Source organism: Klebsiella sp. PCX, assembly GCF_021869705.1.
GTDB classification, from domain to species: Bacteria; Pseudomonadota; Gammaproteobacteria; order Enterobacterales; family Enterobacteriaceae; genus Klebsiella; species Klebsiella quasipneumoniae.
On the sequence record NZ_CP091527.1, the window covers coordinates 1,468,741 to 1,484,357 of the forward strand.

The window sequence follows — 15,617 nt, forward strand, 5'->3', positions numbered from 1 at the left end:
CCGACGCGCAGCGCCTTGCGCCTTATGCCGGATAGCGGATGTGCTCCACCTCACGCTGCAAAATCACCTTGCCGTGGCGAATGGAGGTCAGCACCCGCGCCTGGCGGCGGACGGCCTCGTAGTCGTTTTCCGCATCGAGGATCAACAGGTTAGCCGGGCGGCCTTCGGCGAGGCCGTAGTTATCGCCCAGACAAAGCGCCCGGGCGCTGTTGTCGGTGACGAAGTCGAGACAGCGCTGCAGATCGTCATAGCCGAGCATATGGCAGATGTGCAGTCCGGCATCCAGAATGCGCAGGATATTGCCATTCCCCAGCGGATACCACGGATCCTGAATCGAGTCCTGAGCAAAGCAGACGTTGATGCCGGCGCGATCCAGCTCCGCCACCCGGGTGACGCCGCGCCGTTTCGGCCAGCTGTCAAACCGGCCCTGCAGATGAATGCTTTCGGTCGGGCAGGAGATAAAGTTGATCCCCGAGGCTTTCAGCAGGCGAAACAGCTTCGAACAGTAGGCGTTATCATAAGAGCCCATCGCGCAGGTGTGGCTGGCGGTGACCTGCGCCCCCATACCGCGCACCCGGGCCTCTTCCGCCAGCACTTCGAGGAAACGCGACTGCGGATCGTCGATTTCATCGCAGTGGACATCCACCAGGCGGCCGTAGCGCTGGGCGAGGTCCATCAAAAACATCACCGAGCTGACCCCTTTGTCGCGGGTATTCTCATAGTGCGGAATGCCGCCCACCACGTCGGCGCCCATCTCGATGGCGCGCGTCATCAGCTCCCGGCCGTTGGGATACGATTCGATCCCCTCCTGCGGAAAGGCGACAATCTGTAGATCGATGAGATCGGCGGCCTCTTGTTTCACCGCCAGCAGCGCCTGCAGGGCCGCCAGCGACGGGTCGGTGACATCCACATGGGTCCGGACGTGCTGAACGCCGAAATCGCGCAGCATGCCGATGGTTTTCAGCGCCCGCTGGCGGGTGTCCTCCGGGGTAATGCTCGCTTTGCGCTGGCTCCAGCGGGTGATGCCTTCAAACAGGGTGCCGCTGCGGTTCCACTCCGGCTCGCCTGCGGTAAGGGTGGCGTCAAGATGGATATGCGGCTCGACGAAGGGCGGGATCGCCAGCCGACCCTGGGCGTCGATATCCCCGGTGTCGGCGGTCCGCATCGCGGTTTGGGCGGTCATGCGGCGAATGATGCCGTCCTGCAGCTCAAGGGTAAACAGCGCCTCCTGGCGGCGCAGGTGGGCGTTAACAATTTTCATGGTTGGTCCTGTAAATGGTTTTGCGATAAACGCCAGATCACCAGCGCGACCGAGGCGTTGAGATGAAACTGAGGGTGGCTGACCGGGTAGCCGGTCAGTTTTTCAATACGCTGGATGCGCTGATGCAGGGTGTTGCGATGGAGACCCAGCCGGTCGGCGGCTCGTACCACGTTGCCGTTCTCCTGCAGCAGCGTCTCGAGGGTCTCCAGCAGCAGCCACGGCGCTTTACGGCCCGGCTCGATCAGGCAGCCGAGGGTGTCGTGCATAAAATCGTTGAGCAGCGCCGGGTCGCTGACCGCGGACAGCAGTTTGATAAACCCCAGCTGCTGATAGTCGCTGATGCGCTGGGTCGGCCGCAGGGTATCGCACAGATCCAGCGCCTGGCGCGCCTGCGACAACGCCCGCGGGTAACCCTGCAGCTGCCTGACCGGCGCCGAGAGGCCGCAGAGCAGTGACAAACGCTCTTCCCCCTCCGCCAGCGTCTGCAGCCACTGCTGCAGCCACTTTTTCTGCTGAAAGTCTTCCCCCTCCTCATCCGGCAGCAGGAAAAGGAACATGTTGCTGCGTTCCAGAAGCGGGAAGGGGTTGCCCTGCTGGTTGAGCTGCTGCTGCAGTTGCTGGCGCACGCTGCGGTGGGCCTGCTGCAGCCAGGCTTCGGCCTGTTCGGGCGGGTACTGGCGAAACAGGCGGGACAGTCCCTCCAGGCGCAGCGCCGCCAGCCGCAGCGGGCGGGTAAAATCGAGCTGCTGGTGGAGGGCGCGCTGGTGAAGCATCTGCAGGTCCGGATAGTCGCCGGTGACCAGCTGCATCAGGATGTCGCGCTGCGACTGCAGGGCGTTTTCGCTGCGGACCAGCGCGGTGCCGACCCGCTCGGTGACAATCACCATCTTCAGCAGGTAGGGCTGCTCGATCAGCGGAATGCCCAGCTCGTCGGCGAGGGCGATCAGCGTGGCTGGAATGGCGTGGATATAGGCCTCGCCGGTGAGGATCACCATCCCGGCGATGCCACGCTGTTTGCCCTCCATCAGCAGCTGGATCAGGTTGGCTTCATCCCGGGGATGATTGATGCCGGTGATAAAGACCAGCTCGCCGCCCATGATCCACTCGGCGATATGCTCATTTTCCGCCACGTAGTACCAGCGTACCGCCCGCTGCAGCCCTTGCTTTCCCGCCCGCAAACGCAGGGCTGAGAGTCCCTCAAGGGCCAGCAGTTCGCTGACCGTCAGGCTCATGACTCTTGCTCCGCGACGGCGGCAGGCTGACGTTTGCTGACCATGGTCAGGGCGATATAAACCAGCGCGGAGACGGTGATCCCCACCAGCGGCGCGATCCACGGTGACAGATAAGCCACCACCGCGCCGGCGGCGTAGGCGCCGAGTCCCAGCCAGTTAAAACGCGGCAGGCGGGCGTTCTGCAGCAGGGGATAGCGCCCGCCGCGGGCGAACCAGTAGTCGGCGAGAATCACCCCGCCGATGGGCGGGATAATACTGCCCAGCAGCACAAGGAACGGGATCAGCATTTCGTACATCCCGCCAATGGCCAGCACAATGCCCACCCCGGCGGCGGCGAGGGTCAGCGTGCGGCGACGTTCGCTGCGCAGCAGATGGCAGGCGGCGGCGGAGACGTTATAGATGGTGGGGCCCTGGATGGTCAGCAGGTTGAGACACAGCATGATCACCGCGGCGACTGATAGCCCCTGCAGGATCAGCACTTCGACGATATCGGCCTGTTGATAAACGATGGCGCACCAGGCGCCGGCGACGATCATCAGCCCGTTGCCGATGAGGAAGCTGCCCATGCTGGCGAGAATGGCGGTCCGGCTGGAGTTGGCCAGCCGGGTCCAGTTTGTCGCCTGGGTGGCGCCGCTGGCGAAAGTGCCAAAGACCATGGTGATGGCCGCCGACCAGGTCATGGTGTCGCTCGGCGCAATGCGGGTCATCGCCTGCCAGCCGCCGGCGTGGTGCAGCGCCAGATACATGGAGACCACCAGCAGCACGAACATCAGCGGCACCGACAGGCGCGACAGCGCGTCCAGCCCCTTGTAGCCCACCAGCGCGGTGACGCAGAACAGAATGCCAAACAGCACCATCATCGGCTGGGTCAGCGCCTCGGGCAGGGCGAGGATCTTCACCAGCGAGATAGCGACCGTGGCGGTCCCCCAGGCGTACCAGCCCAGCTCGGCAAAGCCAAGGATAAAATCGGCCAGCTTGCTGCCGATCTCCCCGAAGCAGAACCGGCCCATCAGCACCGTATTCAGGCCGCTGCGCGCGGCAATCCAGCCCAGCGATGCGGCATAGAGAGCCAGCAAGGCGTTGCCGATGACGGCTATCCACAGCAGATTAACGATGGAAAAGGAGACGCCGAGTTTGCCGCCGGCAAACATCGTGCCGGTGAAAAAGGTAAAACTGAATAACACCATGGCGATGGAAAATACGCCTTTACGTCCGGCGGTGGGCGCTTCGACGAGGGGAAAATCATTGCTGTTTGACATCCTGGAACCTCTGGCTGGTAGATGAGCGGTGATTGCCGGAAGTAGCAAGAGATGTGCCAGGAAAAACCGGGCATGAGGAATAGCGCATAGTGTGCAATGTGCACGGTTATTGAGGGATTCAGGAGGAGTAATGCCATTTTAGTGTGCATCCTGCCATGTTTTGCACCAGTCCGGGGCAGAGGAGGGCGGCGACGGCATGCCTGGCGCAGAAGGAGAATTTCAGCCAGCACAATCCGCCAGCGTTGTGGCGCCAGGCAGCAGGGGATCGTAGCGGATTCACTGCGGTTGGTTAAATTGCTGTGAATAAAGGTTATTTAATATGCATTTATGATATAACCATTTGTCTTATGTGTGTTTCCTGAAATATTGTTCCCTCCGGTTAGCGGTGTTAGTATCGGATAAATAGCCATTTAGACGGCTAAACAAATCATCGCTAACCTAAGGAACTGCTATGTGGCAAGAAAGACTCGCGCAACTGGTCACCACCTGTCATTGGATCGGCGCGAAAGGCTGGGCGCCGGCGACCGGCGGCAATATGTCGGTGCGTCAGGATGATACCTGGTGCTGGCTAAGCGAGTCGGGCCGCGATAAAGGCAGCCTGACGACCGAGGATTTTCTGCAGGTGGAGATCGCCACCAATCAGGCCCCTTCCGGACGGAAACCGTCGGCGGAGACCGGCCTGCACACCCTGGTCTACCGCCTGTTCCCGGAGGCCAACGTGGTGCTGCATGTGCATACCGTCAATGCCACCGTGCTGTCGCGCATCGAAAAAAGCGACACGCTGGCGCTGCAGGGGTATGAAATGCAGAAAACCCTCAGCGGGCAGCACAGCCATCTCGATACCGTTCCGGTCGCCATCTTCGATAACGATCAGGATATTGACGCCCTGGCGGCGCGGATTGCCGATTATGCGCAAACCCGCCCGCTGCGTTACGGCTTTCTGCTGCGCGGACATGGCCTGACCTGCTGGGGGAAAGATATTCAGGAGGCCCGCCGGCAACTGGAGGGGCTGGAGTTCCTGTTCGAGTGCGAGCTGATGCGCCGCCGCTACGAGCCCTGAACCGGAGCAGGTATGGATTTTTATCTTGGTATCGATATCGGCACCTCCCGGGTGAAAGCGGTGCTGTTTGATCAGCATTTCACCGCGCGCGCCAGCGCTGCGGAAAACACCTCCCCCCGCCTGTCGGCCAATGGCTACGCGGAACAGGATATGACCCAGCTGTGGCATTCGGTGCTGGCTATTCTGCGCCAGATTGCCCGCCACCCGGCGCTGCAGGAGGGGCGGCTGCGGGCCATCGGCCTCGCCGGGCAAGGGGAGGGGGTCTGGCTCAGCGATGCGCAGGGCGAACCGGTGGGGCCGGGGATCCTGTGGAGCGATACCCGCAGCCACGAGCTGATGAGCGAACTGCTGCGCCGGCCCGGTTTTGACCGCCGCTATTTCGCCGATACCGGCACCCACCTGCAGCCCTGCAATACCAGCCTGCAGCTGTACTGGCTGAAACAGTATCAGCCGGAGCGGCTGGCGGCCGCGCGCTATCTGTTTTTCGCCAAGGACTGGATCCGCTTTCGCCTGACCGGCGTGGCGGCGCTGGAGCTGACGGACGCCAGCAGCTCATTACTCAATCAGCAGAGCGGCAGCTGGTCCTCGGTGGTGATGAACGAGATGGGGCTGGACGAACTGCTGCCGCTGTTTCCCCCTCTGCTGGCCCCGGACGCTCCGGCCGGTACGCTGAGCGACGCGGTGGCGGCGCTGACCGGACTGCCCGCCGCGACGCCGGTGGCCGCCGGGGCGCTGGATGTCTGTAGCGCCGCGCTGGGCTGCGGCGCGGTCAACGAAGGGGATATCTACACGATCCTCGGCACCACCTGCTGTACCGGAATCGTTTGCCGCGGTCCGCAGACGGTGAACGAGGCGACGCGCTTCGTCACTCACACCGAAGCCGGGCAGGTGATCTCGCTGTTTCCGATGCAGGCCGGTACGCCAAACATTGACTGGCTGCAGCAGCATATTTCGCTGGACGCCGATCTGGGTCGGCTGGAGCAGGCGATCGCGGAGGTGGAGCCAGGCAGCGGCGGCGTCTTCTGGCAGCCGTATCTTAATGGCGAACGCGCGCCGTTTTACAGCCCTGACGCGCGGGCCGGCTTTATCGGCATTAGCCCGCACACCACCCGCGCCGAACTACAGCGCGCGGTGTTTGAAGGCCTGGCCTTCGCCATTGTCGATGCGCTGCAGGGTTATCCCCAGGGCGGCGAGCTGTATCTGACCGGCGGCGGCGCAGCCTCGGCCACCTGGCTGCAGATTATCGCCGACTGTACCGGGCGCACGGTGGTCTCCAGCGCCTTTAATGAACTAAGCGCGCGCGGTGCGGCGATTCTGGCGGCCCGCAGCGTCGCGGCGCTGGCCGAGACGCCTCCGCTGGCGCAGACCCGCTATCAGCCGCGCCCTCAGGCGCATGCCCGCTACGCGGCGCTGTATCCCGTTTATCGCCTGCTGCGTGAGCAGATGCTGCCGGTATGGCAGGCCAGGCAGGCCGCTCTTCAACGTCTTTCTCAGGAAGTACAACCATGAAAATCGTTTTTACCGCCGAGCATGCTGGCGACCTTAGCGCCTTCCACCAGCTGGGTGAGCTGCTGGTGGAGGGGTGGGCGCTGGGCAAACCGAAACTCAGCGCCGGTCAGCTGATTGAGCTGGCCCACGACGCTGAGGTGCTGGTGACCAGCTATGATGAGGTGACGGATGCGGTGATGGCCGCCTGTCCGCGCCTGCAGGTGATCGCCTGTACCCGCGCGAATCCGGTGAATATTGATACCCAGGCCGCGCAGGCGCGCGGCATCCGGGTACTCTACACCCCGGGGCGCAATGCCGATGCCGCCGCGGAGCTGACGCTTGGCCTGATGCTCAGCCTGGCGCGCCATATTCCGCAATCCCATGCGGCGCTGAAGCGGGGGGAATTCACGCAGGCTGACAATGCCGCCGCCGCCACCCAGCAGGGGCTGCGCCGGGATGTGGTCTGGGACGTGAGTCCGGAAAGCCCCTATGAAGTGTTTAAGGGCAGTGAACTGCGCAATAAAACGCTGGGCCTGGTGGGGTATGGCAACATTGGCCGCCGGGTGGCGCGTATCGCCCGGGCGTTCGGTATGGCGGTGCGGGTGGTGGATCCGTTCGTCGCCGCAGAGGATATCAATGAGCCAGGGCTACAGAAAACCACCCTGGAGGCGCTGTTCCGTGAGGCGGATATCGTCAGCCTGCATCTGAGCAGCGGGCCGCACAGCGACGGGCTGGTGAATGCGGCGCTGCTAAACAGCATGAAGCCCGGCGCGCTGCTGATCAATACCTCCCGCGCGGCGGTGGTCGACGAAGCGGCGCTGATTGAGGCTCTGCGTCACGGCCCGTTGGGCGGCGCGGCGCTGGACGTGTATCATCGCGAACCGCTGTGGCGCGATCACCCTTTTGTCACCGAGTTCGATGACGTGATTATCACGCCGCATATCGCCGGGGCCACCCGGGAGAGTATCGCCAAACACACGGCGATGATCGCCGCCGATCTTCAGCGCTATGTCGCCGGGGAGCCGCTGCTGTACCAGTGGCGTTAAGCCGCTTGCGCCGCCGCGTCCTGCAGCGGCGTGGGTCCAACGTCAGGGGCGATGGGCCGCCATAAAAGCCTGGGTCTGTTCCCAGTCTACCACCCCGGCATCCGAGCCCATCCCGGTCGCCACCAGCGCGGCCACCGCCGAGGCGACGTCGCACGCCGCTTTCACGCTGAGCCCGCGCGCCAGCGCGGCAATAAACCCGCCGCAGTAGCTGTCGCCGCAGCCGGTGGTATCCACCGCCTCGACGGGCCACGGCGCAATATGCTCCAGCGCGCCATCGCGGCCGATAAGCCAGGAGCCGTTCTCGCCGTCTTTCAGAATGCAGGTGCCCACGCCCAGCGCGAAGAAAAAGCGGGCGATGGCCTCCGGCTGCGTCTCCCCGGAGAGAAAGGCGGCTTCCTCCAGCGAAGGCATAAAATAATCCACCGACGGCAGCAGGGGCCGCAGCAGTTCCAGGGTGTGTTCATTCGGCGCGATAAGGTCAAAGCTGGTGGTGACTCCACGCGTTTTGGCCGCCTGCAGCAGCCGTGCGCTCTGTCCCTGGTCCATTGCCGCCAGCAGTCCGCTCCCGCCGTGATGCAGGAAGCGACAGTCAAGGACGGCGTCAAATTCCGCTTCACTGACGAACAGGGCGTCAGACGCGCCCCGGCAGTGCAGGGCCGGACGTTCGCCGTTGGGGCGAATCGGCAGGATCGTCGCCGAGGTCTCCTTCAGCGCGGTGCGCTGGATAAGCGAGCAGTCAATGCCCAGCCGGGCATAGCTGGCGAGGATAAAGTCGGCCTTTTCATCTTCGCCCAGGCAGGCCACCGCCGCGGTGCGGATCCCGAGCTTCGCGGCGTTAATATTAGCCCCCGCAGCGGTGCCGGCGGGGTTGAGGCGAATTTGCTCAATAAAAGCGACGCCACCGCGCGGCGGGATCGCCACCACCGGGCGCCCGGCAATATCCAGAATAGTCAGGCCGACAAATACGGCGTCAAAGGTTGCCATCGTTCTCCCGTTTAGCGATGCGTTTGGCGCAGACGCGCCTGCCAGAAGGATAGGGCGAGGGCCACCACCAGAATCACGCCGACCAGCGCGTCCTTCACCAGATAATTGAGGCCCATCAGGTTCAGACCATTATCAATAATGGCGAGGAACAGCACGCCGCCGAGGGTGCCGGCGATGCTGACCCGGCCCAGACGGTTAAAGGCGGTGCCGATAAACACCGCCGCAATGGCGTCCATCAGGTAAGACTGCCCGGCCAGCGGGGTAAATTGCCGCAGGTTGGCGGAGAGGATCACCCCGCCGACGGCGCAGAGGGCTGAGGCGGCCACCAGCACGCCGAGCATGGTCAGGCGATCGCGGATCCCGGCGATGCGCGCCGCTTCGCTGTTCTGACCGATGGCGCGGATATATTTGCCCCACAGGGTGCGCTCGGTCACCAGCCAGGCCGCCAGCCACAGCACCAGCACGATCGCTACCGGCGTGGGGATCCCGCCAAGGTTACCCACCGCCAGGTCGTGATACTCGGGAGCCATCCGCCGATAGGCTATCGCGCCGCCGCCATCGGTATAGATACGTTCGGCGCTGCTGGCGATAAACCAGGTGCCGAGGGTGGCGAGGAAGGGGCGGATCCGGCAGATGAGGATCAGAAAGGCATTGAGCAGGCCAATCAGCACCCCGCCGAGCAGGGCGCAGCCCACCGCCGCCTGCCACGGCAGATGCCAGGTTTTCAGGGCGACGAGAGCGAAGGCGGCGCCGAAATCGAGCGCCACGCCCACCGACAGGTCAATCGCCCCGGCGCTGACAATCAGGGTCATCGCCATCGCCACAATCAGCAGGATCGCGCTGCCCTGCAGCAGGTTGGCCCAGTTATCCACGGTTAAAAATACTGGATTCGCCCAGCCGAACAGGGCGATGGCCAGCAGGGTGATGATGCCGAATCCGGCCCGCGACAGCCAGGCCAGCGGGCTGCTGGCCGTCTGTTCCGCAGGAGCTGGGGTTTTCAGAGTGATTTGGCTCATGCCTCGCCTCCTTTGTGTCTGACCGCCGAGGCCGCCAGTACCACCAGGATCAGGCCGCCTTTAATGGCGCCCATCCAGAAGATATTGACCCCCAACAGGCCGAGTCCGTTAGAGAGGGCGTTAACCAGAATCGCCCCCAGCAGCGCGCCCCAGATGGTGACTACCCGACGGCGGGAGAAGGCGGCGCCGATAAAGGTCGCGAGCACGGTTTCCAGCAGCAGCGGCGTGGCCGTTCCGCTGGAGCTGCCGGAGCCCTGGCTGAGCAGCGGCAGAATAGCCAGCCCGGCGGCGATGCCGGCTAACAGCCAGACCTGCAGGGTTAAGCGGCGCACGTTCAGGCCGCTCATTTGCGCCATATCGCGATTACCGCCCACCGCCTGCACATGCTGACCGAAGCGGGAGTGATGGAGCAGGAACTGGAACAGGATAAATACCCCCAGCAGATAGACCAGCGGCCAGGGCAGGCCGAGGAGGCTGTTATCGCGAAAGGCGACCATCAGCGGATCGCTGACCGCGATGCGCCGCTGGCCGGTCAGCAGGTCCGTCAGGCCGGTAAACGCCACGGAGGTCGAGAGGGTAGCCAGCAGCGGCGGCAGGCCGGCCGCCAGCACCAGGAAGCCGTTGATCGCCCCGCAGAGCAGGCAAACCGCCGCCAGCAGCGCCAGCAGCAGGAGATACGGCGTGTGCCATTCGGCCAGCCCGAGGCTGAGCAGCGCTACGCCGAGCACCGCCGTCGCCGGCAGGGAGAGGTCGATGCCGCCGGAGACCACGTCATCTCCGCCAACGGCGATGACGCAGACCAGGCCGAAACAGAGGATCGCCAGCGGAACGCTCTGGACCAGCATCAGGCTGATATTTTGCCAGCTGAGGAAGTAGGGCGACTGCACGCTCAGCCACACCAGCAGCGCCAGAAACAGGATCAGGGGGAATTTTTCAACAAGCGTCGCCAGGCCCGGACGGCCGCGACGATGGATAGCGGTATTCATGGTGAAGGCTCCTGTCCGCCGTTGATCGCCACCAGCAGGGCGTCGAGGGTCAGCCCGCGGGTGGGCAGATTCGCCGCCAGCGCACCGCGCCAGAGGACGAGGATCCGGTCGCATAGTCCGAGCAGTTCGGTGGCGTCGCTGGAGGAGACCAGCACCGCCCGCCCTTTATCGGCCAGCTGGCGCGTACGTTGATAAATATCGCGGCGGGCGCCGATATCAACCCCGAGGGTGGGTTCATCGAGAATAAACAGCCGGGCATCGGTGCCGAGCCAGCGGGCGAGGATCGCTTTTTGCTGGTTGCCGCCGCTCATGTAGCGTACCGGCAGCGCCGGGCGACCCGGGCGGATCGCCAGCTGTTCTATCCAGTCGCGCGCTTTCCTCTCGGCGATCCCCCGCCGCTCCCAGCCAAAGGTGGCGGTCTCCGGCAGCGAGGCGAGATTAATATTGTCGGCGGTGGTGAAGGAGAGGATAAGCCCCTGATGGCGGCGGTCGCGCGGGACCAGCGCCATTCCGGCGCGGATCGCCTGCTTTGGCGTACGGATTCGTCGCGGCAGGCCGTCGAGATGGATAGTGCCTCGCTCCGCCGGGCGCAAGCCGTAGAGTAAGTCCACCAGCACATCGCGCCCGGCGCCGAGCAGGCCGGCGACGCCGACGATCTCCCCCGGGTGAATATCAAAAGAGAGATCCTGCAGCTGCCGTCCGTCGCTCAGCTGGCGCACCGAGAGCAGCGGAGCCTCCCCGTTGTCTGCCGCCGGGCGCTGGCGCGGAGTATACAGCTGGTCGATTTCCCGGCCGACCATCATGGCGATCAGCGCCTCGGTATTCTGCAGCAGGTCGCGGTCGGGATAACCGACCACTTCCCCGTTGCGCAGCACAGTGCCACGGTCGCAGAGGCTGGCTATCTCATTGAGATAGTGGGAAATATACAGAATGGCAATGCCCTGGTCGCGCAGGCGCAGGATGGCGGAGGTGACCAGACTGGCCTCCTGGGCCTCGAGGGGGGCGGTGGGCTCGTCGAACACCACCAGCCGCGCCGCGCCGTCGATCAGCGCGCGGGCAATCTGCACCAGCTTGCGCTCGGCCAGGCTCAGGTCTCGCACCAGACGTTCGGGGTCGATCGCCAACTGCCAGTTTTGCTGGAAAAATTGCGCCGTGGCGGCCTTCATCCGTCGGCGATCCAGCGCCCCCCAGCGGGTGCGATACTCCTGGCCCAGAAACACCGATTCCGCGACGGTAAAGTGCGGGATCAGGTTGAGCTCCTGGTGGATAACGCGGATGCCAGCGGCTTCGATGGCTGCCGGGTTGCCGAGGGGCAGCGGGCGACCGTCGAGGGTCGCGCTGCCGCTGTCGGCCTGATAAACGCCGGCGAGGATCTTGATCAGCGTCGATTTACCGGCGCCGTTCTCGCCAATCAGGCCATGAATCTCCCCCGGATTGAGGCGCAGGGTAACCGCATTAAGCGCCATTACGCTGGCAAAACGTTTGCCGATCTGGTCCATGACCAGACCCGCGGCGGGGCGCTCCCCGCCAGGGTGTTGATTTATCACTGCAGTTCGCCGTATCCCAACTGTTTATACACCGCTTTCGCTTCCTGCGGACCTTTCACCGGTATCACCGGGATAAAGGTTTGCACCGGCAGTTTCTGACCGGCAAAGTAGCGGGCCACGTTGTCGGCGGAGGTCTGGCCGATCAGATGCGGCTGCTGCGCGACGTTAGCCACGAAGGGACTGCCGGGCTCCGCCATGATCTCCAGCGTTTCCGGACCGGCGTCGATGGCCGTCACTTTCACGTCCTTATCACGGCCGGTCTCTTCCAGCGCCTGGACGATACCGATGGCCGGTTGATCCCAGCAGGCGACATGGATGGCGTCCAGTTTGCCTTTCGGATACTGGCTGAGTAATTCGAGGGTTTTCTTCCGCGCGTCTTCCGGCGAGTTGGCGAACTGTTCCGCGAGCTCGGGCTGGATAATATGAATATCCGGGTAATCCTTAAGGACATATTTCCACTGATCGTAACGAATTCCGCAAATACGCAGCGCGCTGGAGAACGCATTAAATACAGCGACGTTGCCTTTACCACCTAATTCGTCCGCCATGTAGCGACCGATGGTGGAGCCCAGAGTGTAGTTATCGGAGGTGGTATTATTGACCGAATATTGTGAAACATGATCCACGGTGAATACCGGGATACCAGCATCACGTAATGCTTTAAATTTGGGTTCGACGGCGCTGTCGCCGAGAATACTAATTACCGCATCCACCTTGCGTGACAGTAAAATATCGTGATTATTGGCATGAACCTGATTATCCCGGCCGCCATCGACGCCAATGACTTTGCCTCCCAGTTTCTCCACTTCCTCTGTCGCGCCTTTAAAAGCTTCGCGATCCCAGAAATGCTGGGTGCCTACTACGGCAACGCCAATGGTTTTTCCCTGTAAGGAGAGGGCGTCCGCGGCAGTGACGCTCAGCGAGGCAAGGGAAAGCAGTCCCAGCGCGGCAGGCAATAATTTTCTCTTCTGCGACATTGTTATTATGATCCTGTGATGAAGGTGGTTGCGGACCGGTAGCATGACAAGAAGCACCTCGCCACCTCAAATACAAAATAAGTCTAAGTTATGCCGGCAATGTTATATCGCGGAAACGCCAGAGAAAAAGTTTATTTTGTCATGAAGAACCTGAAAATATTTCATGATGGCGGATAGGCCTTTTTATTTTGTGGTTTTATTTTTGGCTTGTTCCGTGTTTATTTAGCAGATAAAGACAATTTTCTGTTTATTATGAGTGTATGGGAAATACGGCATCTACAGAGAAAAAGAGAAGATTGCGCGGGCTAAAGCTTTTTTTAGCAGCGCAATGTCTGGCCGGGTAAGCAATATTACTGCATTTCCCCGCTTTATTTTAACGAACCTTAGGCTGAGAAGAACGCGGGCGCTATGAAGAAACAGCATAATTATACGGTGATGCACTGGGGAACCTGGCAGGTGGAGAGCCGCGAGGGCGAGATCGTGGCGGTTAAGCCGGTGCCCTGGGATAAAAACCCTTCACGCATCGGTCAGTCGCTCCCCGACGCGGTGACCAGCCAAACGCGCATTCGTCGCCCGGCGGTACGCGCCGGCTATCTGCAGCACGGGCCGGCGTCACGAGAAGGGCGAGGCAAGGAGCCCTTTGTCGAAGTCAGCTGGGAGGTGGCCCTGGACCTGGTGGCTCGCGAGCTGCGCTCGGTCAAGGCGCGCTGCGGCAATGAGGCGATTTACGGCGGCTCCTACGGCTGGGCCAGCGCCGGGCGCTTTCACCATGCGCAGAGCCAGCTGCATCGTTTTCTTAAGGGCTTTGGCGGGTATACCGCCAGCACCAATACCTATAGCAGCGCCGCGGGCGAGCGTATTCTGCCGCATATCCTTGGGCCGCTGAGCCCGCTGCATCGTCAGCATACCCATTTTTCCGAGCTGGCGCGGGAGTGTCAGCTGTTTGTCGCGATTGGCGGCCTGCCGCTGCGCAATGCCCAGGTCAACGGCGGCGGCGCCAATGACCATATGTTGCCGTACTGGCTGGATAAGATGCAGGCCAACGGCACGCGGTTTATTAATATCAGTCCGGTGCGCAATGACCTCAGCGCGGTGCCCGACGCCGAGTGGCTGGCCATTCGGCCGGGCACCGATACCGCACTGCTGCTGGCGCTGAGCTATGTGCTGATCGCTGAGTCCCTCTACGACCAGGCGTTTATCGCCAGCCATACCGTCGGGTTTGCCCCTTACCGCGCGTATCTGTTGGGCGAGCATGACGGCATAGCGAAAACACCGGCGTGGGCGGCGGCAATTACCGGCCTTGACGCCCAGCGCATCGCCGAGCTGGCGCGGGAGATGGCCCGCCACCGGACGATGGTGAATATCTCCTGGTCCATCCAGCGCGCCCGTCAGGGGGAGCAGGCCTACTGGGCGACGGTGGCCCTGACCGCGCTGCTGGGACAGATCGGCACGCCGGGCGGCGGCCTCGGGTTTGGCTATGCCTGTACCAACCTGGCGGGGGCGGTGCGAAAAGCGTTTTCCGGCCCGCGCTTGCCCGCCGGCGAAAATGCGGTGGACAGCGTTATCCCGGTGGCGCGGCTGTCCGATATGCTGCTGCACCCGGGAGAAGCCTATGAGTTCGACGGTCAGCTGCTGCATTATCCCGACATCCGTCTGGTCTACTGGGCGGGAGGCAATGCGTTTCACCATCACCAGGATATTAACCGACTGTGCGAGGCCTGGCGCCGTCCGGAGACGGTGGTGGTGCATGAGCAGTACTGGACCGCGCAGGCCAAATTCTCTGACATCGTCCTGCCGGCTACCACCTCGCTGGAGCGAGAGGATATCGGCAGCGGCGGTCATGACGGATTTATGATTGCCATGAGCGCGCAGATCCCGCCGGTGGGCGAGGCGCGTGATGATTACGCTATTTTCCGCGATCTTGCCGGGCGGCTGGGCTTCGGAGAACTGTTCAGCGAGGGGCGGGACGCCGGGCAGTGGCTGCGCCATCTCTATGAGGAGTCAAGGCCGCGGGCGCAGGAGGAGGGCATTGCGCTGCCCTCGTTCGAGGATTTCTGGCAGCAAGGGGTGCTGGAGTACAGCGCGCCGGAGCGGCCGCAGGTCTTTCTCGCCGATTTTCGCGCCGATCCGCAGCGCTATCCGCTTTCCACGCCCTCCGGCAAGATTGAACTCTTTTCCTCTACCGTCGCCGGGTTTGGCTATCGCGAATGCCCTGGCCATCCCTGGTGGGATGAGGAAGAGGCTGCCCGGCAACGACTGGAGGCGGCGCGCTGGCCGCTTCATCTGCTCTCCAGTCAGCCACGCGCCCGCCTGCACAGCCAGTATGATCACGGCAGCGTCAGTCGGGCGACGAAAATTCAGGGACGCGAGCCGCTGTGGATGCATCCGCGGGACGCGCAGGCAAGAGACATCCACGAAGGCAGCGTGGTGAAGGTGTATAACGACCGCGGGGCGATTCTGGCGGGCGTGCATTTGAGTGAACAGATTTTGCCGGGGGTGGTACAGATGTCCACCGGCGCCTGGTATGACCCTCTGGATCCGAATGAAAAAGGAACCCTCGATAAGCACGGTAATCCCAACGTGTTAACCGCGGATCGCGGCAGTTCGCGCCTGGGGCAGGGCTGTAGCGCCCAGAGTTGTTGGGTGGAAATCGCCCCGTGGCGAGAGGAACTGCCGCCGATCACCGCCTTTGACCCGCCGAAGTTTATTGCGGTTTAAGCGTGGGAGGATCGCCGGCGGCGGGGCGGATAGCCCGGAGAAG

The 15,617-nt window shown here is 62.8% G+C and carries 12 protein-coding genes; 4 read left to right on the top strand and 8 right to left on the bottom strand.

All coding sequences use genetic code 11. The features are described from left to right. Positions 1 to 22 precede the first annotated feature (22 nt). The 3 genes from codA to codB are packed head-to-tail and all read right to left on the bottom strand — an operon-like array spanning position 23 to position 3,752. Positions 23 to 1,261 (bottom strand): cytosine deaminase, encoded by a 1,239-nt coding sequence (gene codA, locus GQR96_RS06815; protein WP_065904996.1) that lies wholly within the window; start codon positions 1,259 to 1,261, stop codon positions 23 to 25. Further along, the gene (locus GQR96_RS06820; RefSeq protein ID WP_049115727.1) at positions 1,258 to 2,493 is read right to left on the bottom strand and encodes a PucR family transcriptional regulator; all 1,236 of its coding nucleotides are present in this window, start codon (positions 2,491 to 2,493) and stop codon (positions 1,258 to 1,260) included. Before GQR96_RS06820 ends, codA begins: the two co-directional genes overlap by 4 nt. After that, complete coding sequence (gene codB, locus GQR96_RS06825; protein ID WP_065904994.1) at positions 2,490 to 3,752, bottom strand: cytosine permease; 1,263 nt, start codon at positions 3,750 to 3,752, stop codon at positions 2,490 to 2,492. The genes GQR96_RS06820 and codB overlap by 4 nt, the downstream gene beginning before the upstream one ends. A 451-nt stretch (positions 3,753 to 4,203) precedes the next feature. On the opposite strand from codB, the gene GQR96_RS06830 reads away from it, so the two are divergent. From GQR96_RS06830 to GQR96_RS06840, 3 genes are read left to right on the top strand one after another with little or no spacing between them, the layout of a single operon-like run. Then, on the top strand, positions 4,204 to 4,812 hold the full coding sequence (locus GQR96_RS06830; RefSeq protein ID WP_008805607.1) for a methylthioribulose 1-phosphate dehydratase: 609 nt from the start codon (positions 4,204 to 4,206) through the stop codon (positions 4,810 to 4,812). 12 nt (positions 4,813 to 4,824) lie between these two features. After that, positions 4,825 to 6,321: an FGGY-family carbohydrate kinase gene (locus GQR96_RS06835; protein ID WP_004885807.1), complete on the top strand. Its 1,497-nt coding sequence runs from the start codon at positions 4,825 to 4,827 to the stop codon at positions 6,319 to 6,321. Continuing rightward, positions 6,318 to 7,346, top strand: coding sequence for a 2-hydroxyacid dehydrogenase (locus tag GQR96_RS06840; RefSeq protein ID WP_065904988.1), 1,029 nt, complete (start codon positions 6,318 to 6,320; stop codon positions 7,344 to 7,346). Before GQR96_RS06835 ends, GQR96_RS06840 begins: the two co-directional genes overlap by 4 nt. 42 nt (positions 7,347 to 7,388) lie before the next feature. On the opposite strand, the gene GQR96_RS06845 is transcribed toward GQR96_RS06840, so the two are convergent. From GQR96_RS06845 to GQR96_RS06865, 5 genes are read right to left on the bottom strand one after another with little or no spacing between them, the layout of a single operon-like run. Continuing rightward, on the bottom strand, positions 7,389 to 8,330 hold the full coding sequence (locus GQR96_RS06845) for a carbohydrate kinase family protein (RefSeq protein WP_032455712.1): 942 nt from the start codon (positions 8,328 to 8,330) through the stop codon (positions 7,389 to 7,391). A gap of 11 nt (positions 8,331 to 8,341) precedes the next feature. After that, positions 8,342 to 9,346: an ABC transporter permease gene (locus tag GQR96_RS06850; protein ID WP_004885814.1), complete on the bottom strand. Its 1,005-nt coding sequence runs from the start codon at positions 9,344 to 9,346 to the stop codon at positions 8,342 to 8,344. After that, on the bottom strand, positions 9,343 to 10,332 hold the full coding sequence (locus GQR96_RS06855; RefSeq protein ID WP_065878925.1) for an ABC transporter permease: 990 nt from the start codon (positions 10,330 to 10,332) through the stop codon (positions 9,343 to 9,345). Before GQR96_RS06855 ends, GQR96_RS06850 begins: the two co-directional genes overlap by 4 nt. Then, the gene (locus GQR96_RS06860) at positions 10,329 to 11,831 is read right to left on the bottom strand and encodes a sugar ABC transporter ATP-binding protein (protein WP_025999138.1); all 1,503 of its coding nucleotides are present in this window, start codon (positions 11,829 to 11,831) and stop codon (positions 10,329 to 10,331) included. The genes GQR96_RS06855 and GQR96_RS06860 overlap by 4 nt, the downstream gene beginning before the upstream one ends. A 44-nt stretch (positions 11,832 to 11,875) precedes the next feature. Continuing rightward, positions 11,876 to 12,856 carry a sugar ABC transporter substrate-binding protein gene (locus tag GQR96_RS06865; protein ID WP_008805613.1) on the bottom strand — a complete coding sequence of 327 codons (981 nt, stop codon included), beginning with the start codon at positions 12,854 to 12,856 and terminating at the stop codon, positions 11,876 to 11,878. A gap of 408 nt (positions 12,857 to 13,264) precedes the next feature. Here GQR96_RS06865 and GQR96_RS06870 point away from each other — a divergent pair, with 408 nt between their 5' ends. Continuing rightward, positions 13,265 to 15,574 carry a molybdopterin-dependent oxidoreductase gene (locus GQR96_RS06870; protein ID WP_004885823.1) on the top strand — a complete coding sequence of 770 codons (2,310 nt, stop codon included), beginning with the start codon at positions 13,265 to 13,267 and terminating at the stop codon, positions 15,572 to 15,574. The last annotated feature ends 43 nt before the right edge of the window (positions 15,575 to 15,617 follow it).